Origin of the sequence: Mucilaginibacter achroorhodeus, from assembly GCF_007846095.1 — a bacterium.
In the GTDB taxonomy this organism is placed as follows: Bacteria; Bacteroidota; Bacteroidia; order Sphingobacteriales; family Sphingobacteriaceae; genus Mucilaginibacter; species Mucilaginibacter achroorhodeus.
The window spans coordinates 237,320-255,277 of sequence record NZ_VOEI01000003.1; the positions used below are offsets into that span (position 1 = coordinate 237,320).

At 41.6% G+C, this 17,958-nt stretch carries 22 protein-coding genes and 1 riboswitch; of the genes, 8 read left to right on the top strand and 14 right to left on the bottom strand.

Annotation, left to right across the window (positions count from 1 at the left end; all coding sequences use genetic code 11):
- Nucleotides 1-55: 55 nt before the first annotated feature.
- Nucleotides 56-1,309, top strand: a complete 1,254-nt coding sequence (locus FPZ42_RS10725) for a tetratricopeptide repeat protein (RefSeq protein ID WP_146271194.1) — start codon at nt 56-58, stop codon at nt 1,307-1,309.
- A 171-nt stretch (nt 1,310-1,480) separates the two neighbouring features.
- Here the strand turns inward: FPZ42_RS10725 and FPZ42_RS10730 are convergent, their stop codons facing one another.
- Complete coding sequence (locus FPZ42_RS10730; protein WP_146271196.1) at nt 1,481-1,798, bottom strand: hypothetical protein; 318 nt, start codon at nt 1,796-1,798, stop codon at nt 1,481-1,483.
- A gap of 103 nt (nt 1,799-1,901) precedes the next feature.
- Here FPZ42_RS10730 and FPZ42_RS10735 point away from each other — a divergent pair, with 103 nt between their 5' ends.
- The 4 genes from FPZ42_RS10735 to FPZ42_RS10750 are packed head-to-tail and all read left to right on the top strand — an operon-like array spanning nt 1,902 to nt 4,852.
- A complete protein-coding gene (locus FPZ42_RS10735) occupies nt 1,902-2,345 on the top strand; it encodes a DUF4442 domain-containing protein (RefSeq protein ID WP_315898394.1) in 444 nt (147 codons plus the stop codon).
- 11 nt (nt 2,346-2,356) lie between these two features.
- Complete coding sequence (locus FPZ42_RS10740) at nt 2,357-2,791, top strand: GNAT family N-acetyltransferase (RefSeq protein WP_261382275.1); 435 nt, start codon at nt 2,357-2,359, stop codon at nt 2,789-2,791.
- 14 nt (nt 2,792-2,805) lie between these two features.
- Complete coding sequence (locus tag FPZ42_RS10745) at nt 2,806-3,429, top strand: AlbA family DNA-binding domain-containing protein (protein ID WP_146271203.1); 624 nt, start codon at nt 2,806-2,808, stop codon at nt 3,427-3,429.
- Nucleotides 3,430-3,475: 46 nt separating this feature from the next.
- Nucleotides 3,476-4,852, top strand: a complete 1,377-nt coding sequence (locus FPZ42_RS10750) for an MATE family efflux transporter (protein ID WP_146271205.1) — start codon at nt 3,476-3,478, stop codon at nt 4,850-4,852.
- Here the strand turns inward: FPZ42_RS10750 and FPZ42_RS10755 are convergent.
- The 6 genes from FPZ42_RS10755 to FPZ42_RS10780 all read right to left on the bottom strand — a co-directional run bounded on the left by FPZ42_RS10755 (nt 4,841) and on the right by FPZ42_RS10780 (nt 9,465).
- Nucleotides 4,841-5,743, bottom strand: coding sequence for a histone deacetylase family protein (locus FPZ42_RS10755; RefSeq protein ID WP_146271206.1), 903 nt, complete (start codon nt 5,741-5,743; stop codon nt 4,841-4,843). The two genes, FPZ42_RS10750 and FPZ42_RS10755, sit on opposite strands and share 12 nt — an antisense overlap.
- Nucleotides 5,744-5,801: 58 nt before the next feature.
- Complete coding sequence (gene kynU, locus FPZ42_RS10760) at nt 5,802-7,091, bottom strand: kynureninase (protein WP_146271208.1); 1,290 nt, start codon at nt 7,089-7,091, stop codon at nt 5,802-5,804.
- Between the two features lie 96 nt (nt 7,092-7,187).
- Complete coding sequence (locus tag FPZ42_RS10765) at nt 7,188-7,691, bottom strand: pyridoxamine 5'-phosphate oxidase family protein (protein WP_146271210.1); 504 nt, start codon at nt 7,689-7,691, stop codon at nt 7,188-7,190.
- 46 nt (nt 7,692-7,737) lie between these two features.
- Nucleotides 7,738-8,340, bottom strand: a complete 603-nt coding sequence (locus FPZ42_RS10770) for a DNA-3-methyladenine glycosylase (RefSeq protein ID WP_146271212.1) — start codon at nt 8,338-8,340, stop codon at nt 7,738-7,740.
- On the bottom strand, nt 8,337-8,990 hold the full coding sequence (locus tag FPZ42_RS10775; RefSeq protein ID WP_146271214.1) for an alpha/beta hydrolase: 654 nt from the start codon (nt 8,988-8,990) through the stop codon (nt 8,337-8,339). The genes FPZ42_RS10770 and FPZ42_RS10775 overlap by 4 nt, the downstream gene beginning before the upstream one ends.
- A complete protein-coding gene (locus tag FPZ42_RS10780; RefSeq protein WP_146271216.1) occupies nt 8,983-9,465 on the bottom strand; it encodes a GAF domain-containing protein in 483 nt (160 codons plus the stop codon). Before FPZ42_RS10780 ends, FPZ42_RS10775 begins: the two co-directional genes overlap by 8 nt.
- Before the next feature lie 74 nt (nt 9,466-9,539).
- On the opposite strand from FPZ42_RS10780, the gene FPZ42_RS10785 reads away from it, so the two are divergent.
- Complete coding sequence (locus FPZ42_RS10785) at nt 9,540-10,250, top strand: DUF3291 domain-containing protein (RefSeq protein WP_146271218.1); 711 nt, start codon at nt 9,540-9,542, stop codon at nt 10,248-10,250.
- Nucleotides 10,247-10,495, top strand: coding sequence for a hypothetical protein (locus FPZ42_RS10790; RefSeq protein ID WP_146271220.1), 249 nt, complete (start codon nt 10,247-10,249; stop codon nt 10,493-10,495). The genes FPZ42_RS10785 and FPZ42_RS10790 overlap by 4 nt, the downstream gene beginning before the upstream one ends.
- 244 nt (nt 10,496-10,739) lie before the next feature.
- On the opposite strand, the gene FPZ42_RS10795 is transcribed toward FPZ42_RS10790, so the two are convergent.
- From FPZ42_RS10795 to FPZ42_RS10810, 4 genes are all read right to left on the bottom strand, one after another.
- Nucleotides 10,740-11,429: an SIR2 family NAD-dependent protein deacylase gene (locus FPZ42_RS10795; RefSeq protein ID WP_146271222.1), complete on the bottom strand. Its 690-nt coding sequence runs from the start codon at nt 11,427-11,429 to the stop codon at nt 10,740-10,742.
- A gap of 155 nt (nt 11,430-11,584) precedes the next feature.
- Nucleotides 11,585-12,151, bottom strand: a complete 567-nt coding sequence (locus FPZ42_RS10800) for a DUF6580 family putative transport protein (protein ID WP_146271224.1) — start codon at nt 12,149-12,151, stop codon at nt 11,585-11,587.
- Between the two features lie 51 nt (nt 12,152-12,202).
- Complete coding sequence (locus tag FPZ42_RS10805) at nt 12,203-13,300, bottom strand: DUF5074 domain-containing protein (protein WP_146271226.1); 1,098 nt, start codon at nt 13,298-13,300, stop codon at nt 12,203-12,205.
- 10 nt (nt 13,301-13,310) lie between these two features.
- A complete protein-coding gene (locus FPZ42_RS10810) occupies nt 13,311-15,323 on the bottom strand; it encodes a TonB-dependent receptor plug domain-containing protein (RefSeq protein ID WP_146271228.1) in 2,013 nt (670 codons plus the stop codon).
- Nucleotides 15,324-15,418: 95 nt separating this feature from the next.
- A riboswitch (cobalamin riboswitch) is annotated at nt 15,419-15,619 on the bottom strand.
- A gap of 109 nt (nt 15,620-15,728) precedes the next feature.
- On the opposite strand from FPZ42_RS10810, the gene FPZ42_RS10815 reads away from it, so the two are divergent.
- On the top strand, nt 15,729-16,607 hold the full coding sequence (locus tag FPZ42_RS10815) for an SRPBCC family protein (protein WP_146271229.1): 879 nt from the start codon (nt 15,729-15,731) through the stop codon (nt 16,605-16,607).
- Between the two features lie 61 nt (nt 16,608-16,668).
- Here the strand turns inward: FPZ42_RS10815 and rplT are convergent, their stop codons facing one another.
- The 3 genes from rplT to infC all read right to left on the bottom strand — a co-directional run bounded on the left by rplT (nt 16,669) and on the right by infC (nt 17,957).
- Nucleotides 16,669-17,013, bottom strand: a complete 345-nt coding sequence (rplT, locus tag FPZ42_RS10820; RefSeq protein WP_117381412.1) for a 50S ribosomal protein L20 — start codon at nt 17,011-17,013, stop codon at nt 16,669-16,671.
- Between the two features lie 81 nt (nt 17,014-17,094).
- Nucleotides 17,095-17,295: a 50S ribosomal protein L35 gene (gene rpmI, locus FPZ42_RS10825; protein WP_090525627.1), complete on the bottom strand. Its 201-nt coding sequence runs from the start codon at nt 17,293-17,295 to the stop codon at nt 17,095-17,097.
- A gap of 95 nt (nt 17,296-17,390) precedes the next feature.
- The gene (infC, locus tag FPZ42_RS10830; RefSeq protein ID WP_146271231.1) at nt 17,391-17,957 is read right to left on the bottom strand and encodes a translation initiation factor IF-3; all 567 of its coding nucleotides are present in this window, start codon (nt 17,955-17,957) and stop codon (nt 17,391-17,393) included.
- Between the last annotated feature and the right edge of the window lies 1 nt (nt 17,958).

Consider the following 17,958-nt stretch of genomic DNA (forward strand, 5'->3'; position numbering starts at 1 on the left):
TGACAAACGCGTCTTTAAGTCGCAACACACTCATTACCAATCTAAAACAGTAAAAATGAAGATTAAATTTTTAATGATAGGCATATTAGGCCTTATTTCCACGGCAACTTTCGCTCAAAAAGGAGAGTTGAGTACGGCGCAATCTGAACTTGATAAATACCAGGGACTTAAAAGCCAGCCAACGTTGGCTAAACCATCGTTAACAAAGGCGCAGGAAGCAATTGATAAAGCTGCAGCAAATGAAAAAACTGCAACTATGCCCTTAACCTGGGCTGTAAAGGCATCTGTTTACGCAGCATTAGTTGAATCAAGTGATCAAAATGCCCCTGAAACCGCATTGCCATATTTCAATACCGCAAGTGAGGCTCTAAAAAAGGCGGAAGACCTTGATAAAAAAGGCGAAAATAAAAAATGGATAGATGACGCTAAAAGTATACTTGGCCGCTACCAAGCTAACAAGGGAGCGAAGGAGTTTAACGCCGGCAAATTTGACGATGCTTATAAATCATTCGATTACTTCCGTAGTATGAATCCTGAAGACACCACTGCCATGCTTTATACGGCAATGGCGGCTTATAACGCTAAAAAATATCCTGAAGCAGCTACAAATTACAGCAAATTGCTTGCGACAAAATACTCAAAAGCCGATAGCACTTATTCTGACATGGTTAACGCTTATTTACTTGCAAAAGACACCGCAGGTGCAATTAAAGCAATTGATGAGGGTTTAGGGAAATTTCCTAAACAAGGGAAACTAAGGGCATACCAAATTGACCTGGCATTAAGACAAGGCAAACAGAAAGAGATTATTGAAAAACTTAATAATGCTATAGCTGCCGATCCTAAAAACAAGGATCTATATTATTACGCAGGTATAGCATACGGTCAAGTTGCTGATTCTTACACGGCTGCAAAAATTGCTAAAGCTGCGCCGGCTGCTAAAGCTACTATGGAAGCTGAGAAAAAGCAATACTCTGATAAAGCTGCTGAGATGTATAAAAAAGTATTAGAGTTGAATCCTAATTCTTTTGAAGCTAATCTAAATCTTGGGTTTGTTTACCTTTCGCCAGCAATTGACACTTACAATGCTGCTAATAAATTGCCAGCTAACAAGCAAAAAGAGTATACCGCTCAAGTTGCCAAAGCAAACGCAATGTTTGATATGGCTAAACCTTACGTGTTGAAAGCAGTGGAACTTAATCCAAAATCTGAAGACGCACTTAATGGTTTAATGACTTATTATAAAGGTAAACGCGATGAGGCAAACGCAGCCAAAATAGCTGCACAGATCAAAGCCTTACAAAAGTAAAAGATAGGGCCTGTAAAAACAGGCCTTATCTTTTAAAGGTATTACTTAACATAATATTAATTATAATAAATACGTAATTTATACGAATAAATAGAAATTGACCAAATCTCAAATAAATAAAAAAAGCTCAAACCGATACTGATTTGAGCTTTCATTAGAAATGTAATTCAATTACATCGGCTTTTTAGTTGTATCTTTTTTCATGGTATCTGTTTTCATAGTGTCAGATGCCTTGGTAGTATCAGTTCCTGCTGGTTTGGTCATAGTTGCTGTTGAGTCTGTTGCGGTGCTATCAGAACCATTAGTAGCTTTTTCTGAGCTACAACCCGTCACAACCGAACCGATAATCATTGCAGTTGCTGCAAAAGCGAAAATTTGTTTTTTCATGGATATAAAATTAAAATGTAAGTTAAATCTTTTTTGTAACAGCTTTAATAACCAAAGTACTGCCTTATTGTTTAAATGTTTTTTGATTTTTTTAGAATACATGCTCAATTTAATTTTCACATTTTGGAGCGTTACGTTTTAAAAAAGCGATTTTTTTCGATATTTATCAACGATGGTTGTTTCAGAAACGATGCTCAAATGGCTTATGAGGATTTATCCTCCCCTATTATTTCAACGTGTTTGGGTAAAACGCTTTCATAAAGACTTCAAGGGCGTAGAAGTTAAGGTTTTCAAAAGTATTCTGAACAAAAATTATAACGGGACAATATTCGGCGGGACGATATTTGCAGCTGCAGATCCATTTTTGCCGGTGTTATTTGACAGGGTTTTGCAATCCAGCGAAAGAAAACTCCGGATATGGTCGAAGTCGTCTCAAATTAATTTTTTGAAACCGGCAAAGACAACCTTACATTTTAGCGTTACTTTAACTGATGAATATATAAACGACGCAATACAGCAACTACAACTTTGTGGTAAATACGAAAAACCGTTTACCATAGAAATTTTGAACAGTAACAACGAGATTTGCGCCTCGCTCAGCAACGAGGTTTATATACGCGACCTAAACTTTAAAACCCTGGATCAATAATGCCGGTATACATGAACGATAGCCAATTTATTAATAAAGGTTATCAGATATCAACAGACAACTCGCTACTGGATTTTAATGCAATATTTAATTACCTTGATGGCGAATCGTACTGGGCAAAAGGAATACCGCCCGAAAAACTGAGGAAGGCTATAGACAATTCTCTTTGTTTCGGCGTTTATAAAGATAATAAGATGGCAGGCTTTGCGCGTGTGATAAGTGATAAGGCGACGTTTGCTTACCTTTGTGATGTATTTATATTAAAACCTTATCGCAATATCGGCTTATCAAAGTGGTTGATACAAACCATCACGTTGCATCCCGATTTGCAAGGTTTACGTCGCTTTGTGTTGGCTACGCTTGATGCACACGGTTTGTACAAGCAATTCGGTTTTGAGCAGATAACTCGCGCCGAGCGCTGGATGGAGATATTTACGCCATACTAAAGAAAAGAACTGAAATGAACTTAAAGAGACAGATACTTGAGGGTGAAGGCGTAAAACTCGACTTTAAAAAAACCATAACAAGCTGCGAAAAAATCGCAAAAACAATGGTGTCTTATGCTAACAACATAGGCGGCCGTTTACTGATTGGTGTTCTTGATGATGGTACCATAAAAGGCGTTAAAGATGAAACGGAAGAGCGTTATATGATAACCAAGGCCGCGCATTTCTACTGCCGTCCGGCCCTTGACCCGATCTTCGAGGAAGTCTATTATGATGATAAGATCGTACTTATGGTAGACATTCCTGAAAGCAGGGAAAAACCCCATTATGCGCTTGCCGAAGATGGCAAATGGTGGGTTTACATCAGGATAAAAGATAAGAGCGTATTAGCCAGCAAGGTTGTTGTAGATGTGCTTCGTCGTGGAGCTGATGAGAAAGGTGTACTGATAGAATACTCGTCTAAAGAAAAAGCCTTGCTTGAGCATCTCGACCAAAAAGAACGTATTACCGTAAAGGAATTTTGCACCCTGTTAAATATAGGCCGTAGGCGTGCACAACGTATTCTCGTAGACCTGGTGCTGTCAGGCGTACTTGCAGTACATACTACAGAAAAGGAAGAGTTCTACACAGCCATGTAGTTTAGCGGCTTATTGCTTACCTTTGCCGGCTCTCCATTTGCCGGCCATGAACAGTTTTTACCAAAAATATCATTCTTATTATCGCGATAGTTTAGGGCTCGCTCTACCGGTAGTGCTTTCTCAGGTTGGCCACACGCTTGTGCAATTGTCTGATACTATCATTGTTGGCCAGTTTGCAGGCACAAATGCACTTGCCGGCGTATCATTATCCATTAGTACGTTCCTGGTTCCGCTGGCTATTGGCTTAGGTATCAGTTATGGTATTACGCCGCTTATAGCACAGCACAACGGCCGTAAAAATTTTGCCGAATGCGGCAGATTGTTAAGCAATAGTTTAATACTTAATATACTTACCAGTTTTGTACTTTTCGCTGCTGTATATACAGTAATGTCTTTGTTTATCACACATCTGGATCAATCGCCGGCAGTGGTAGCGCAGGCAAAACCGTTTTTATTCCTGCTGAGTTTATCAATGGTTCCGCTGATGATATTTGATGCATTTAAGCAGTTTGCCCAAGGTCTAGGCTTTACTAAACAGGCTATGTATATCACTATTGTGGGTAACGTACTTAATATTTTGGTAGGGATTGTTTTGGTTAAAGGGATGTTTGGCATAACGCCCATGGGCATCCGGGGAGTTGGCTATAGCACACTCATTGACCGGTGCCTGATGGCGATTGCTATGGGTATTTATGTTTTCCGTTCACCTGCATTTAAAAAGTACCTAACAGAGTTTGCGTTAAAGAATGTGCAATGGCAGCGAATGAAGCAGTTGCTTAAAATCGGGATGCCGGTAGCCCTGCAAGCTACCTTTGAGCTGAGCGCTTTTGGCGGGGCCTCTATCCTTATTGGCACCATTGGCTCTATACCGCAGGCTGCGCATCAGATAGCGATATCATTAGCCAGTATGACCTACATGATGGCCAGCGGCATATCATCGGCTGCGGCAGTAAGATCAGGAAATTATTTCGGGGCCGGCAAACACCGCGAGTTACGATTATCAGCTATATCAAATTATCATATTGTTATCGTTTTTATGTGCATTACAGCACTGATATTTACTATTTGTAATCAATGGCTGCCGTGGATCTACACTACAGATAGAAATGTTATCGCTATTGCAGCACAGCTACTTGTGGTCGCGGCGTTCTTCCAACTATTTGATGGTACACAAGTGGTTGGCCTAGGCATACTCCGTGGTATGGGCGATGTAAATAAACCAACTATCATCACCTTTATATCCTATTGGATCATTGGTTTACCCGTGGCCTACCTGCTCGGCATCCATCTAAAAATTGGCGTTACAGGTGTTTGGTATGGACTGGTTTGCGGATTAGCAGCATCATCTATAATGCTTTTCCTCAGGTTTCAATCTATCAGCAAAAAGCAACAGATCGTTGTTGTTAACGATCTAAAAATATAGTTCCATCGCCACACGGTAGGTGTTGCAGTGTGCTTCAACAATGTCTTTAATTTGTGGAGAGTAACCTCCGCCCATGCTTACCTGAACAGGGATACCCTTATTTTTGCATGCTGATAATACAAATCGGTCACGCTCCTTACAAGCTTCTTTGCTGAGCGATAATTTGCCCAATTTATCAGACGACAGCACATCAACACCGGATAGGTAAAAAATAAAGTCCGGCTTGTGTTTGCTGATCAATCCAGGCAGGGTATCCTTGAGTAAAGAAAGGTATGCTTCATCTTCAATACCATCTTCCAGGGGTATATCCAGATCTGATCGTTCCTTTCTGAAAGGAAAGTTCTTATCGCCATGCATTGAGAATGTGAAGACCCTCGGCTCACTTTCGAATACTTGCGCAGTGCCGTTACCTTGGTGAACATCTAAATCAATTATTAAAATAGATTTACATAACCCTTTATTCAATAAGTAGTTAGCTGCAATTGCCTGGTCATTCAGCATACAAAAACCTTCACCCCAATTAGTTCCCGCATGGTGCGTCCCTCCCGCCACGTTGAAGGCTACGCCGTATTGCCTGGCGAAATAACAACCATCAATGGTGCCTTGCGCAATACGTCGTTCACGCTCAATAAGTTGTTCAGTCAACGGAAAACCGATGCGTCTTTGCTCTTTTGGCGGCAATGTAAGGTCTCGCAGTTGATGCCAGTAATTAGCATCATGTGTTAATAAGATAACATCTTCGGGAACGGCTGTCGGGGAAAAAAGATTATCCTCCGATATAAGCCCCTCATGTTGTAACTGACCGGGTATCAATTCATACTTCAACATAGGGAAACGATGTCCCTCCGGTAGCGGATGGGCATATATAGGGTCGAAAGCTATTTTAAGCATTCTTGTTAAATAACCTTTAATACTGATTGTTTTAATAACATTGTAAAGATACCCAACCTTAGGATCCGGTAGCGCTGATAGCCTTAAAAAGCGCTTTAGCGGCTAAATAAGCATCTGTGAAAGAATTATAAAGTGGAACGGGACTTATGCGGATAACATCAGGTTCGCGCCAGTCGCCAATAACACCGTTAGCCGTAAGATAATCAAAGGTTGCACGAGCATTGCGTCTGCAAACTACCGAAAGCTGGCTACCACGTTGGCTTTGATCTTCAGGCGTGATGATGCGATAAACTTCTTCGCCCAGCTTTTGATTGATTTGCGCGATCAGATATTCCAGGTAACCTGTTAGCTTGTCGCCTTTTGCGCGGAGTTTCTGGATGCCTCCTGCCCTCTCAAAAATATCTAATGATGCCTTGTGCATGGCCATCAGGACAATGGGGCTGGTACTTACGTTCCATCCTTGTGCACCTATCTCAGCATCAAAGCCCGGTTGCATTAAAAATTGTTTATCGCGGCGATAACCCCACCACCCGGCAAATCTGTCCAGCTTGTCATTGCCAAAATGCTTCTCATGCACAAATGCACCACTGATACCGCCAGGCCCCGAGTTCATGTACTTGTATGAACACCATGAAGCAAAATCGGCACCCCATTCATGCAGTTTTAGCGGAACATTACCAGCAGCATGGGCAAGATCAAACCCAACCATTGCCCCTGCTTTATGACCTGCCTGTGTAATGGCTTCCATATCAAAAAGCTGCCCTGTGTAGTAGTTGATCCCGCTGAATAGCACCAAAGCGATTTCATCAGCATTATCTTCTATTTGGGCAATGATATCTTCTGTTCGCAAAGTCACATCGCCCTCTCTTGGTGCAACTTCAACAATGGCATTCTTGGGATCATAGCCATGAAAACGAACCTGACTCTCAACGGCATATTGGTCTGACGGGAATGCGCCGGCTTCCATCAATATTTTGAACCTTTTATTTGTTGGTTTATAGAAGCTTACCATCAGCAAATGAAGATTAACTGTAAGTGAATTCATGACAGTTATTTCATTTTCGTTAGCACCCAGCAGGCCGGAAAGTGAAGGAAGTAAAGCTTTATGATAATCGAGCCAGGGCTCGTTTCCCATAAACCACCCTTCCACCGCATAAGCCTCCCAATTAACCAATTGCTGTTTAATGTATTCACCTGCGGCACGTGGCTGCAATCCCAATGAATTACCGCAAAGGTAAATTGCCTTCTCTCCGTTATGCTTTGGAAACATAAACTCATCGCGAAAACTTCTTAATTCATCCTGTTCATCCTGTAATTGTGCAAATTCAATTGTATCCTGGTAAATCATAATTCAATATTAGGCAATAATAATTTGATGGAAAGTAGCGGCATAAAAAAACCACAGCATTAATTGCTGTGGTTTATACAAAGAATAAGAAATACCTTAATTAAGATCTACTTTACCGTGTTTGCCTTCATCATATTGTTTGCCGGTTAACCTGGCTTTAAGCATATTGAAAAGCACTACCATGCGGCTGCTGCTGCTATCCCAATACTCAGCGTCGTTAGGGATAACTTTCAATAATGTCAATTTCGGATCATCCAAACCCTCCGGGAAGAAAGCCTGTACAAACGGGTTCCAAAGCTCTTTCATTTTAGCTTTATCGTCCTCAACTTTTGCTTCACCAACAATGCTCAGGTAAGTATGATTTTCAACGTCAGAATACGTAAGAGATACGGTGTTCTCCATCGATATCTCACTTACTTTAGGTGAATATTCATTGGTAAAAAACCAAATATTTCCGTCACCATCGATGTCTGCTGTGCCCATGGGGCGGCTGCTAAAACCGTGTTCCTCGCTGTAGGTGGTTAACATTGCTGTTTTAATTTCTTTAACCTTGTCTCTTAGGTAATCAAGGCCTTCTGTTCTTGACCAATCGCTGCTCATAGTGTGTTTTCTGTTTTAGTAGGTGAGCAAATAACCAGCTAAGTTGTTATTTGTTGGGCTTGCTCACGTAAATATTTTGTTTTACAAAAAAACGGTATGGCAGAAATGCGTCTTCACCGGCGTAATCCACACCAATGCGCGGTGCAGCGGCAACTTCGTCATCAGCAAAAACTAAACTTCGGTCTTCGATCCAAATGAGATCGCCCAGCAGGCTTTCACCATTTATTTTCCTCGAGATACCCATTGCTTTTGCAACAGACCCCGGCCCTTTTGTGATATTAGGCTTCAACTGTGCCATATTACGCCTTTGAAGCATTGTCTCTATCCCATCAGTTGGGTTAATGGCACGTATCAGGATAGCGTGCGGTTCTCCTTCTGATGAACTAACGATGTTCAGCATTTCATGTATACCGTAACAGAGGTAAACATAAATTATGCCACCAGCTTTAAACATGGTAGATGTGCGTGGTGTAAAGCGCCCGCCATAAGCATGAGAAGCCTTATCGATAGCTCCAGCATAAGCTTCTGTTTCAACAATATAGCCGCCGGTTAGCTCACCATTTATACGGGTGTAAAGATACTTGCCCAATAGGTCGCGACTTAGGGCTACAACATTGGGGCTTTTATAGTACAGTTGGGGTAGTTTCATGCCTTAAGGATATCGGCAAGCAGGGTGTTAATTTCATTAGCTCTATCAAATACCATGATATGCGTGCCGCCTTTAATAACGGCTGTAGGATTTTTAATGTTTTTGCAAGGAAACACAAGGTCTTTATCACCAATGATGTGATGGAGATTGGGAGGGATAACATCGTTGCGCCAATGCAGCGCTGCTTGCGCTCCCCATTTTAAAAATGAAGGAGAAGAATCGGCAAGCATACTCTTGATCAATAATGCATCTTCATCACTTAAATGCCTAAGCATCGGTTTTACGAAAGCGCCAAGTTTAGTAAATAATCGGGCGGGCGTTATATCATAAACAGGAAGCTTTCTTAGTATCTTAAAATACCATGGCTCCTCGCTACTTGTTTTTATTGTCGACGTGAGTATGAGCTTTCTAATAGGCATCAGCTTGCCAATTTCAACTGCGATAATGCCACCGAGGGAATCACCAATTACTACATCATCAACTGTTATATTATATTGATTAATAATATGTTGTGCAACATCATTTAAAGTATCCGCTCTTCGAGGATTCAATGGTTGAATGCCGATTTTTTCATAATTGTTGGGAAGTAAAATATGCGTAAATATCCTACTATCTGCCCCCAAGCCCGCTATCAAAAATACTTTAGGCATTAAATTTTATGAGGTTAATAACTTCCTGCAAATATTTAGCATCGGTTTCATTAAAAGCGCTTAATTCCTCACTATCTACATCCAACACGCCAATTACAGCGCCTTCATGCATGAGCGGCAAAACGATCTCTGAACGTGACAAAGAACTGCATGCAATGTGACCGGGGAACGCTTCAACATCGGGCACTATAAGCGTCTCGGCTTTGGCCCAGGATGTACCGCAAACGCCTTTGCCTTTGGCAATACGTGTGCAGGCTACAGGCCCCTGGAAAGGGCCCAAAACTAATTGGTCATTCTTTACAAGGTAAAACCCTACCCAAAACCATTTAAATTGCTCTTTAAGAGCTGCAGCCACGTTAGCAAGATTAGCTATTAGGTCGGTTTCGCCAAATAATAATGCTTCTATCTGCGGAATGAGTGAACGGTATTGCTCCTCTTTATTTTCGGAAGTGGTTATTTTAAGATCTTCTGCCATATGGCAAAAGTAATTACACTGCGCTGAAAGTAAATAAGCTAAATCTCATATTTAATTTTTTAATTCGCGGTTACATGATCGTTAGTTTAACCATAGTCCGTTATCGTAAGCTGTTTGTACCATTCGCATTGTTTGCCATGGCGTTGCACCGCCTGCCGATGATATTACAGGATGGCTGTACATTTTGGAAACTATTAGGTACCGGTCTCAATGGAACATTTGACCTGCAGCCCGACTGGCAGCAATGGGGCTTGTTGGCTGTTTGGGAGAACCGCGAGGCTTATGATCGATTTGCAGCGAGATCATGGGTGAGCAAATGGTGGAAAACGCTCGCCAAAGAACAATGGACAATACTTTGCCGGCCTCTGCAAAGTCATGGCAAATGGGACGGTAAAGAGCCATTTGGCAAAGCCAACGTAAAAAATATAGATGGGCCTGTTGGTGTGCTTACACGGGCCACTATACGAACCTCAAGATTGAAAAATTTCTGGTCGCACGTTGATGAAGTAGCCAACTTGATGACAGGAGCGCCCGGATATATTACCTCAATTGGTGTTGGTGAAGCGCCTGTATACAGGCAGGCAACTTTCTCGGTTTGGGAAAGCGCAGAACAAATGAAAGCCTTTGCCTACGGCAGTAGAGAACACGCCGAGGTGATCAAAAAAACAAGAAGCGAGGACTGGTATAGCGAGGAGTTATTCGCTCGCTTTAAGATATTGGAAAGCATTGGCGGCATTAATGGGAAAGATCCATTAGAAGCCATTTTAAATACTAAAGATAAATGAGAGTTGTAGCAGAATTACCTCATCGAGATTTTAAGATCACCATTATGAGTATGAACCAAAAGTTTATTGTAAAAATGGAACAAGGTACATTGGAGCAAACATACAAAGTGCCCGAGATGGACCTGACCGATGGTGTAAATTCAGTGTTTGAAATACTTGATGAGGCTTTTCTCTCCAAGGTTTCAGCACGCTTTTCCGAAATGGGTAAAGACTACCAAGAAGCTTATTACCGATACAACTATTGATTAATATAGATTACTGTAATGTACTGTATATTAATATCTTATAATTTATTTTAAAACGCCACCAAATTTAATTTGGTGGCGTTTTAAGTATAGAATTGATTTTTAACTAATTGGAATCTTTCAATACGAACAAATCACCTTGAAATGCTTAACATAAATTCCTGACAATAAGCATTTTAAAAATTAGTTTGAACCCCTATCAGAATTTAATTTGGTCTTAAAAAAGGGTAAAACAAGCCTAAATTTAGCTTTCATTAGTCAGTAAATCATCGACCAACATGGGCACGCCCAAGGTAGCTTGAAATGGCATCTGTACAATTGATCTGTTAGCTGCCGTTGGAATGTTCGGGTCAATGATGTACTGAGTTACTGTTCGGGGTACATAATTGATCAATCCGGCAGCGGGGTATACGGCCAGAGAAGTTCCAACTAAAATAAAGATGTCTGCCTGGGAACAAAGTACAGCCGCGGGTTCAATCATGGGTACGGCTTCCCCAAACCAAACCACATGCGCACGTAACTGCGAACCCAATTGGCAGGTCTCCCCCATTTTTATCTCCCAACCATCTATAGGGTAAGTACGCTTAGGATCAATACTGCTTTGCGACCTTGTTATGATGCCATGAAGGTGTAGCACGTTTTTGGACCCGGCGCGTTCATGCAGGTCATCAATATTTTGTGTGATGATCTGCACGTCATATTTATCCTGCAACTTTGCCAGAGCGAAATGCGCAGCATTTGGCTCCGCCTCTAAGACCGATTTCCGTCGTTCGTTGTAAAACTGTTGTACAAGTTCAGGGTTGCGTGCCCAGGCTTCGGGTGTGGCCACATCCTCAACGTTGTGACCCTCCCACAAGCCATCGCTGTCCCTGAACGTTTTTAAGCCACTCTCGGCGCTTATCCCGGCGCCGGTGAGCACTACCACTCTTTTCATCATTTAAATTGCCTGAACCCAAATTTATGGAATTAAAAGAATTTAAAGGTTAGAGTCAATAATTTACCCAATTCAATAGCTTGTCAAATTAGAGTTTAGACACAAAAAAAGCGGTTAGATACCTAACCGCTTTCAAATATTGTTAATAATGCTGATTACAATGCCAACGGGCGCTCGGTGCGCAAGACGTTATACCTGCTCTTAGCCAATTCAAAACCACCGAATAGGATCGCACCATAAATGGCATCACCTATTAGCATATTGGTTTCAAAGGGATAAATTGCCCTTACCAACAACGTCCCGTAGTTAGCCCAGGTGTTTGGCATACCGTACACAAAGGGAAGATCCATTACCAGCCAGTGTACTAAAACAGAAACTATGGATGCAGCAATAACATTGAGCGCAGTAACTTTCTTAATAAATGTACCTACCCAAACCATAAGCATAAAGCAAGCATACATAAACAGTGAACTGCTGTAAAATGTAAGCTTACCGGCATATAGGTAATTAATAATGATATCGCTTACAAAAAGGGCCACAAGCGGTACCATGTATGCTTTCCATTTATCTGTAAAGTAAGCACCACCAAATAAGGCCACAGCACCTACCGGGGTAAAATTACTTAAAGCCGGAAACTGCGTGTTTACCAGGCGCATTGCTATGGCAGCCAGCACCATGGTTATTAGTACTACGTTACGTGTATTGTTGTTTTGGTTTAACATATAAACTTATTGTTGCGCAAATTTACCTAATAAGCAGTGTAAATAAAAGAGCTATTTGCTGAGTAAAACAATTGTACCAGGGTTAATGCCGGTATCCATTACATAACCTTTTTTATTAACGTCCTGGTTTTTACCAGCATCGTTAAAAGTGTACAATCTTCCGTTTGATGAATAGTCAATAGCATCTGTAACGTAAATCTGCTGAGTAACAGGATCTACTGCTAAAGCGTACGGTGCTTTAAAGATGGTGCCATCAGTGATGAAGTTTTCTGATTTTGTTACTTCAGTCTTCACATTATACACAGCAATTTTACCTGCATCGGTAATGTAATATGCGTTATCGCCTACTACTATGAATGATGTGCCATAACCCGCATCGATATCTTTAGAAGTTTTCACCGCATCGGTTTTGTTATCGATGATGATCAATTTAGGTTTTGATGGATAGTCGGTACCGTAAGCCAATACGTAAATATCGCCATAATTATCGGCAGCAATATTTATAGGATTAGTACTTGTAATATCTACTTTCTTTATTTCGGTAAGTGTAGTTAAATCAATGACAGAAACTGTTTTATCGGGATTAGCATAATCTAAACCGCCGGAGTTAGCTACATATAATTTCCCATTCGATATAACCATCTCTTCTGGGTTACGGCCTACGGTAATGTATTTATCTACGGTAAGGCTTGCTGTATCTAAAACAGACACTGTGCCATCATAAGAGGAGATAAAAGCTTTGTTTTTATTGAATACGATGCTACGTGGTTGCCTGTCAACACCTCCATTGGTCAGCTTTATTTGTTTGATTGATTTTGCAGTTTTTGCGTCAACTACCTCAATGGTACTTGAAACGTTAACTGCAATGTACATTTTGGAACCGTAAATTTTGGCATCGTTACCCGTATCACCCAAACCACGCCCGTTAACAGTTTTAAAAATGTCGGGCGTTGTAGTTTTCGATGCGATGCTAAAAAAGCTAAGGGAGCTATTGTTACGGCTAAAATTCCCTTCGTTCAATATATAAATGCCGTTTGCCGGTGCAACCGGATCTACAGGATCTGGCGTTATCCTATCCTTACGGCACGATGAGAACACCGAGGCGAGTGCTGCTATTGCGATTAAACCTTTAAGTTGAAGTTTGTTCATGTTGATATATTTAAATTGTTATTTGCATGGTTAAACGATACGAGCGACCAGGCATAGGATAGCTCTGGATGATCGCGTAATATTTATTGAAGATGTTGTTTGCCTCTACAGAAAGCCGCAAAGGCAAATGATCAAAGCTTGTGTTATAAAGTATTGAAGCGTCGCCAACGGCATATCCCGGCACATCATGTCCCGGATCATTATCGCCGTTGTAATTTCTTTTAGATGAGATTATCTGATTGTAGTAAATACCCAGCTTTTTAAAATTTATGCCGGTATTTAATGCCAGCGTATGTTTGGGGGTGTAAGCTATTTGCTGCAGATAAGTACTTAATGCAGGGTCGGTAACATCAAGCGCTTGCTGGTAAGTATAATTTGCTGTTAATGACAAACTCCAGTTGCCAAAATTTCGTGTGGCAGTCTTTAAACCCAAATCCAGCCCTTTAATATCCACTCTGCCAACATTGCTAAAAGAAAAAACAGCCGGGTTAGCACTGGGTATGCCGATGATCTTGTCGCGCACGTTGTTGTAATAAACGTCTGCGCTAAGAAAAACGTAGCTAAACAGCCCGTTCATATCTTTGTTGTAAGTAGCTCCCAGGTCGTACTGCTTTACAAACTCCGGTTTGATAACGCGATCGACAAAGGCAAAATAGTAAAGCTCATCAAGCGTTGGTGCCCTAAAAATGTTTTTGTAAAAGGCCCGAAGCTTAAGCGCTTTAGAAGCAAAGGGTTGAACCCCTAACATAAGCGTTGGCGATAACACCGGCGATTGTTGGAGAGCCTTGCCTCTTTCAACCTTTTCGTTGATGTAAGTGTGCAGTAAATTACCGGCAAGTTCCCACCTGTCAAACTTTAATTTACTTGCCAACGCATTTAATAGTGTGAAACGTGATGGGTAGGCATATTTGTAGATATCAGCATCTACTTTGGTGTAAGAACCATCGGCGGCGTAAGATATAACCCAATCGTTGGTTAGGTTATAAGATAGTGCTGCCGACTGGTAAGCTTCGCGCTGTTTGTAATGCTGTAGAATATAACCCTGCGTATTAAAGTAAGGCGAATCGAGGTAGCGGGTCTTTAATTGCGAAACCTTGCTGTTTAACAATAATTGCAAACTGTTCTTCCATATGCGTTTGAAAGAAGCTTGCAGGAATATATCATCATTATCCAGCTTTTCTCCGGGCGACTCGGTGTAGAACACCACGGCACCAGGCAAGCCTCGTTTGGCGTTATAAAAATTAGCATGTACACTAAACAGGCTGCTATCATTTTTATTCCAGTACAATGCTGCGTCTGTTTGTAATGATCGTACCTGGCTGTTATGCCTCGTTGAAAGGGTATCACTGCCATCATTTGGCGTGTCAAATTTATAACGCCCGTTGGCGTTGATGTAGTTGTTGGTCACAACTGTTGTCCAACGCTTGCTTAATCTCTGTTGATAGAGAACGTAAGGATTAAAAAGACCAAAACTGCCGCCCTTTACCCCTGCTGTTATTTCATAAGCTTTATCGTTGCCTAATTGGGCAGGTACAGTTTGCAAACTCAGTACACTTGCTGCGGCAAACGCCCTGGCTGGTTGTAGCAGGTCATCGGGCTGGCCGTTATAAAGTGTAATGGAACGTATATTGATCAGGCTGAGTTTGCTCAGATCTATTTGTCCGGTCTCGGCATCGTTAAGTTGCAAGCCGTCGTAAAATACGGCGGTGTGTCCTGCGCCTAATCCTCGTACTGATATTGTTTTTATCCCGCCTATCCCGCCGTAATCTTTTATGTTAACCCCGCTTAAAGTCCTAACGGCATCTGCTACGTTGAACGAGCCTGATCTTATAAAATCCTGATTGTTGATCTGCTGAACCGGCGTGATTGATGGTACTACAAGTGCCTTGTGTGCATTAACAGAAACTTCATGGAGCGTACGGCTGGTATCTGTCTGCCCAAAAACTACTATTGCAGGCAGCGTAAATACTGGTACAAGTATAGCCTTTAAAAAAATACTCCGGTGAAATTTGCTGCCTTTCATAACTAACGATCATGGCAGCGTAGGATACAGATGAGAAAAACCGGCAATATAAATTACCGGAAGATCGCATCCATGCTTCAATCCGCGAAAGCCATGAATAATATTACGCTAAGGCAGGTATTCTGACTTGCTCCCCTCCATCCTGCCTTCCCATTCGCCGGCTGGCAAACAGTGACAATAACTTGGACATTGGTTAACGGAGCTTACAGCTGCGGGACAGTTACGGATTTACACCGTATTCCCTTTTAATTTAATACTGCGTTTGCAGCATTAACACCTAAGCGTGGCAAATGTAATGATTTGACTTCTAAACCCAAATTCTTAAAATCAAGCCGGTTAAAATATTTGATAATTAAGCAAAATTTGGCATGGTTATGATGGTTATAAAGCTATAACAGAAACATTATGACAACATTAACAGCACCAAATAGATGGAGAGAAACAACAGCCGATATCGAGCGTCGTTCTGAAAGCATCAATCTCTCTCAGGCCGAGCGTACGTTATCTATAGCAGCAGGTGCCAAACTTGCCCTAAGCGGCCTTAAAGGAATATTCAAAAGTCCGTTTAGCAGTATCATAAAATTAGGTGCAGGCGGTTATTTACTTAACCGGGGCGTTACCGGCCATTGCGACCTATACTCTGCAATGGGCCGTAACTCGCTTGAGCCGGTTAACATTAACATTCGCTCATCCTATATAGTGAATAAGCCCCGCCAGGAAGTATATGATTTTTGGCGCAAGCTGGATAACCTACCATTGTTTATGAAACATTTGGAGAGCGTAGATATCATCAGCGAAACCAGATCACATTGGGTGCTTAAGCTGCCAATCGGTTCGGCACACGTAAGCTGGGATGCAGAAATTGTTAAGGACGAACCGGGTTACAGCATCGGTTGGAGCTCTTTGCCCGATTCTATGATAGATAATGCAGGGAAGGTTACCTTTCAGGACAGCCCGGATGGCGATGGGACACTGATAGACGTAGTAATATCTTACCGCCCACCAGCTGGTGGCTTTGGTGGCAGTATTGCCCACATTTTAAACCCAGTATTTAAAAACCTGGTTGATAATGATATCCGTAACTTTAAACAATACATGGATATAGATGGCGGCATAGCATCAGATCAAAGTTATCCTGAGCAAGAATATGATCAACCTGTAGCCATCATTATTGAAGAGACAATTATAGATGAGCCTGAGAACACAAACTCAGACAAACACCAGTCTCATTTTGATGACTTGGATGGTAAGCCGGGCAACGGTGCGCCAAGCGTAGGATTGTAAACGCTATAAGTAGAAAAGCCCCTGCCGATTGGCAGGGGCTTTCTTATGCGTTGTGCTAAAATTACTTTACAGCGTCAACAATTGCTTTGAAAGCATCCGGATTGTTCATCGCTAAATCAGCTAATACCTTGCGGTTCAAACCAATTTCTTTGGCGGCTAACTTACCCATTAACTGAGAGTAAGAGATACCGTGCTGACGAGCACCGGCGTTGATACGTTGAATCCAAAGAGCTCTGAATTCGCGTTTTTTGGTTTTACGGTCGCGGTAAGCGTATTGTAAACCTTTTTCAACTGTGTTTTTAGCAACAGTGTAAACTTTACTGCGTGAACCCCAATAACCTTTGGCGAGGTTCATGATTCTTTTCCTGCGTCTTCTCGACGCTACTGCGTTAACTGAACGTGGCATTTTGTTTTCTTTTTGGTAGTGAGTGTTCCTGTGGAGGGGAAGCTTTTGACTCTAATACCTGGTTAAAAATTAATTAATTAATTACTTGCCGATACAAAGCATGCGTTTTACGTTACCCATGTCAGCATCAGATACTAAACTTGTCTGACCAAGGGCACGCTTACGTTTTGTCGACATCTTGGTTAAGATGTGGCTTTTGTATGCGTTTTTTCTGGCAATTTTACCGGTTCCAGTAAGCTTAAAGCGCTTTTTAGCACTGGAATTGGTTTTCATTTTTGGCATAACTGTTATTTATTTGTTTTAGATGTTTACGCTATCTCAGCGTTTTATTTTCATCTGCACGTCTGCACTTTCGCGCTTCCGCACATTTGTAATTTTTATTTCTTTGCTGCCTTAGGTGCTACTGTTAAAAACATTCGCTTACCCTCAAGCTTTGGCAACTGTTCTACTTTACCAACTTCTTCAAGCGCCTGTGCAAAACGAAGCAATAATATCTCACCTTGTTCTTTGTAAACAATTGCACGGCCTTTAAAGTGAACGTAAGCCCTAACCTTTTCGCCCGATTCCAAAAATTTGGTGGCATGCTTTAATTTAAAATCAAAGTCATGGTCATCAGTGTTCGGTCCGAAGCGGATCTCCTTAATAACCGTTTGCTTGGCATTGCTTTTTATCTCTTTAAGCTTCTTCTTTTGCTCGTAGATAAACTTATTGTAGTCAGTTATCTTACAAACCGGTGGATTAGCGTTTGGAGATATCTCAACCAGGTCAAGTTCCTGCTCTTGTGCAAGTGCAAGTGCATCTCGTAATGAGTACACACCCTGCTCAATGTTATCGCCTACAAGGCGCACTTCAGGCGCTTTGATGAATTGGTTGATATTATGTTCGGCTTCTTTTTTCTTAAAAGGAGGCCTTGGTCCTCTATTGAAAGGTCTGTTTAATGCCAAG

Coding starts and splice junctions, on each gene's coding strand:
- kynU (WP_146271208.1), bottom strand. CDS start 7,091: ATGATTTACCAGGATACAATTGAATTTGCACAATTACAGGATGAACAG.
- FPZ42_RS10785 (WP_146271218.1), top strand. CDS start 9,540: ATGATCGTTAGTTTAACCATAGTCCGTTATCGTAAGCTGTTTGTACCA.
- FPZ42_RS10805 (WP_146271226.1), bottom strand. CDS start 13,300: ATGAACAAACTTCAACTTAAAGGTTTAATCGCAATAGCAGCACTCGCC.
- FPZ42_RS10755 (WP_146271206.1), bottom strand. CDS start 5,743: ATGCTTAAAATAGCTTTCGACCCTATATATGCCCATCCGCTACCGGAG.
- FPZ42_RS10725 (WP_146271194.1), top strand. CDS start 56: ATGAAGATTAAATTTTTAATGATAGGCATATTAGGCCTTATTTCCACG.
- FPZ42_RS10750 (WP_146271205.1), top strand. CDS start 3,476: ATGAACAGTTTTTACCAAAAATATCATTCTTATTATCGCGATAGTTTA.
- rpmI (WP_090525627.1), bottom strand. CDS start 17,295: ATGCCAAAAATGAAAACCAATTCCAGTGCTAAAAAGCGCTTTAAGCTT.
- FPZ42_RS10740 (WP_261382275.1), top strand. CDS start 2,357: ATGAACGATAGCCAATTTATTAATAAAGGTTATCAGATATCAACAGAC.
- FPZ42_RS10770 (WP_146271212.1), bottom strand. CDS start 8,340: ATGAAACTACCCCAACTGTACTATAAAAGCCCCAATGTTGTAGCCCTA.
- FPZ42_RS10775 (WP_146271214.1), bottom strand. CDS start 8,990: ATGCCTAAAGTATTTTTGATAGCGGGCTTGGGGGCAGATAGTAGGATA.
- FPZ42_RS10800 (WP_146271224.1), bottom strand. CDS start 12,151: ATGTTAAACCAAAACAACAATACACGTAACGTAGTACTAATAACCATG.
- FPZ42_RS10735 (WP_315898394.1), top strand. CDS start 1,902: ATGAGGATTTATCCTCCCCTATTATTTCAACGTGTTTGGGTAAAACGC.
- FPZ42_RS10790 (WP_146271220.1), top strand. CDS start 10,247: ATGAGAGTTGTAGCAGAATTACCTCATCGAGATTTTAAGATCACCATT.
- FPZ42_RS10765 (WP_146271210.1), bottom strand. CDS start 7,691: ATGAGCAGCGATTGGTCAAGAACAGAAGGCCTTGATTACCTAAGAGAC.
- FPZ42_RS10780 (WP_146271216.1), bottom strand. CDS start 9,465: ATGGCAGAAGATCTTAAAATAACCACTTCCGAAAATAAAGAGGAGCAA.
- rplT (WP_117381412.1), bottom strand. CDS start 17,013: ATGCCACGTTCAGTTAACGCAGTAGCGTCGAGAAGACGCAGGAAAAGA.
- FPZ42_RS10730 (WP_146271196.1), bottom strand. CDS start 1,798: ATGTATTCTAAAAAAATCAAAAAACATTTAAACAATAAGGCAGTACTT.
- FPZ42_RS10745 (WP_146271203.1), top strand. CDS start 2,806: ATGAACTTAAAGAGACAGATACTTGAGGGTGAAGGCGTAAAACTCGAC.
- FPZ42_RS10810 (WP_146271228.1), bottom strand. CDS start 15,323: ATGAAAGGCAGCAAATTTCACCGGAGTATTTTTTTAAAGGCTATACTT.
- FPZ42_RS10815 (WP_146271229.1), top strand. CDS start 15,729: ATGACAACATTAACAGCACCAAATAGATGGAGAGAAACAACAGCCGAT.
- FPZ42_RS10795 (WP_146271222.1), bottom strand. CDS start 11,429: ATGAAAAGAGTGGTAGTGCTCACCGGCGCCGGGATAAGCGCCGAGAGT.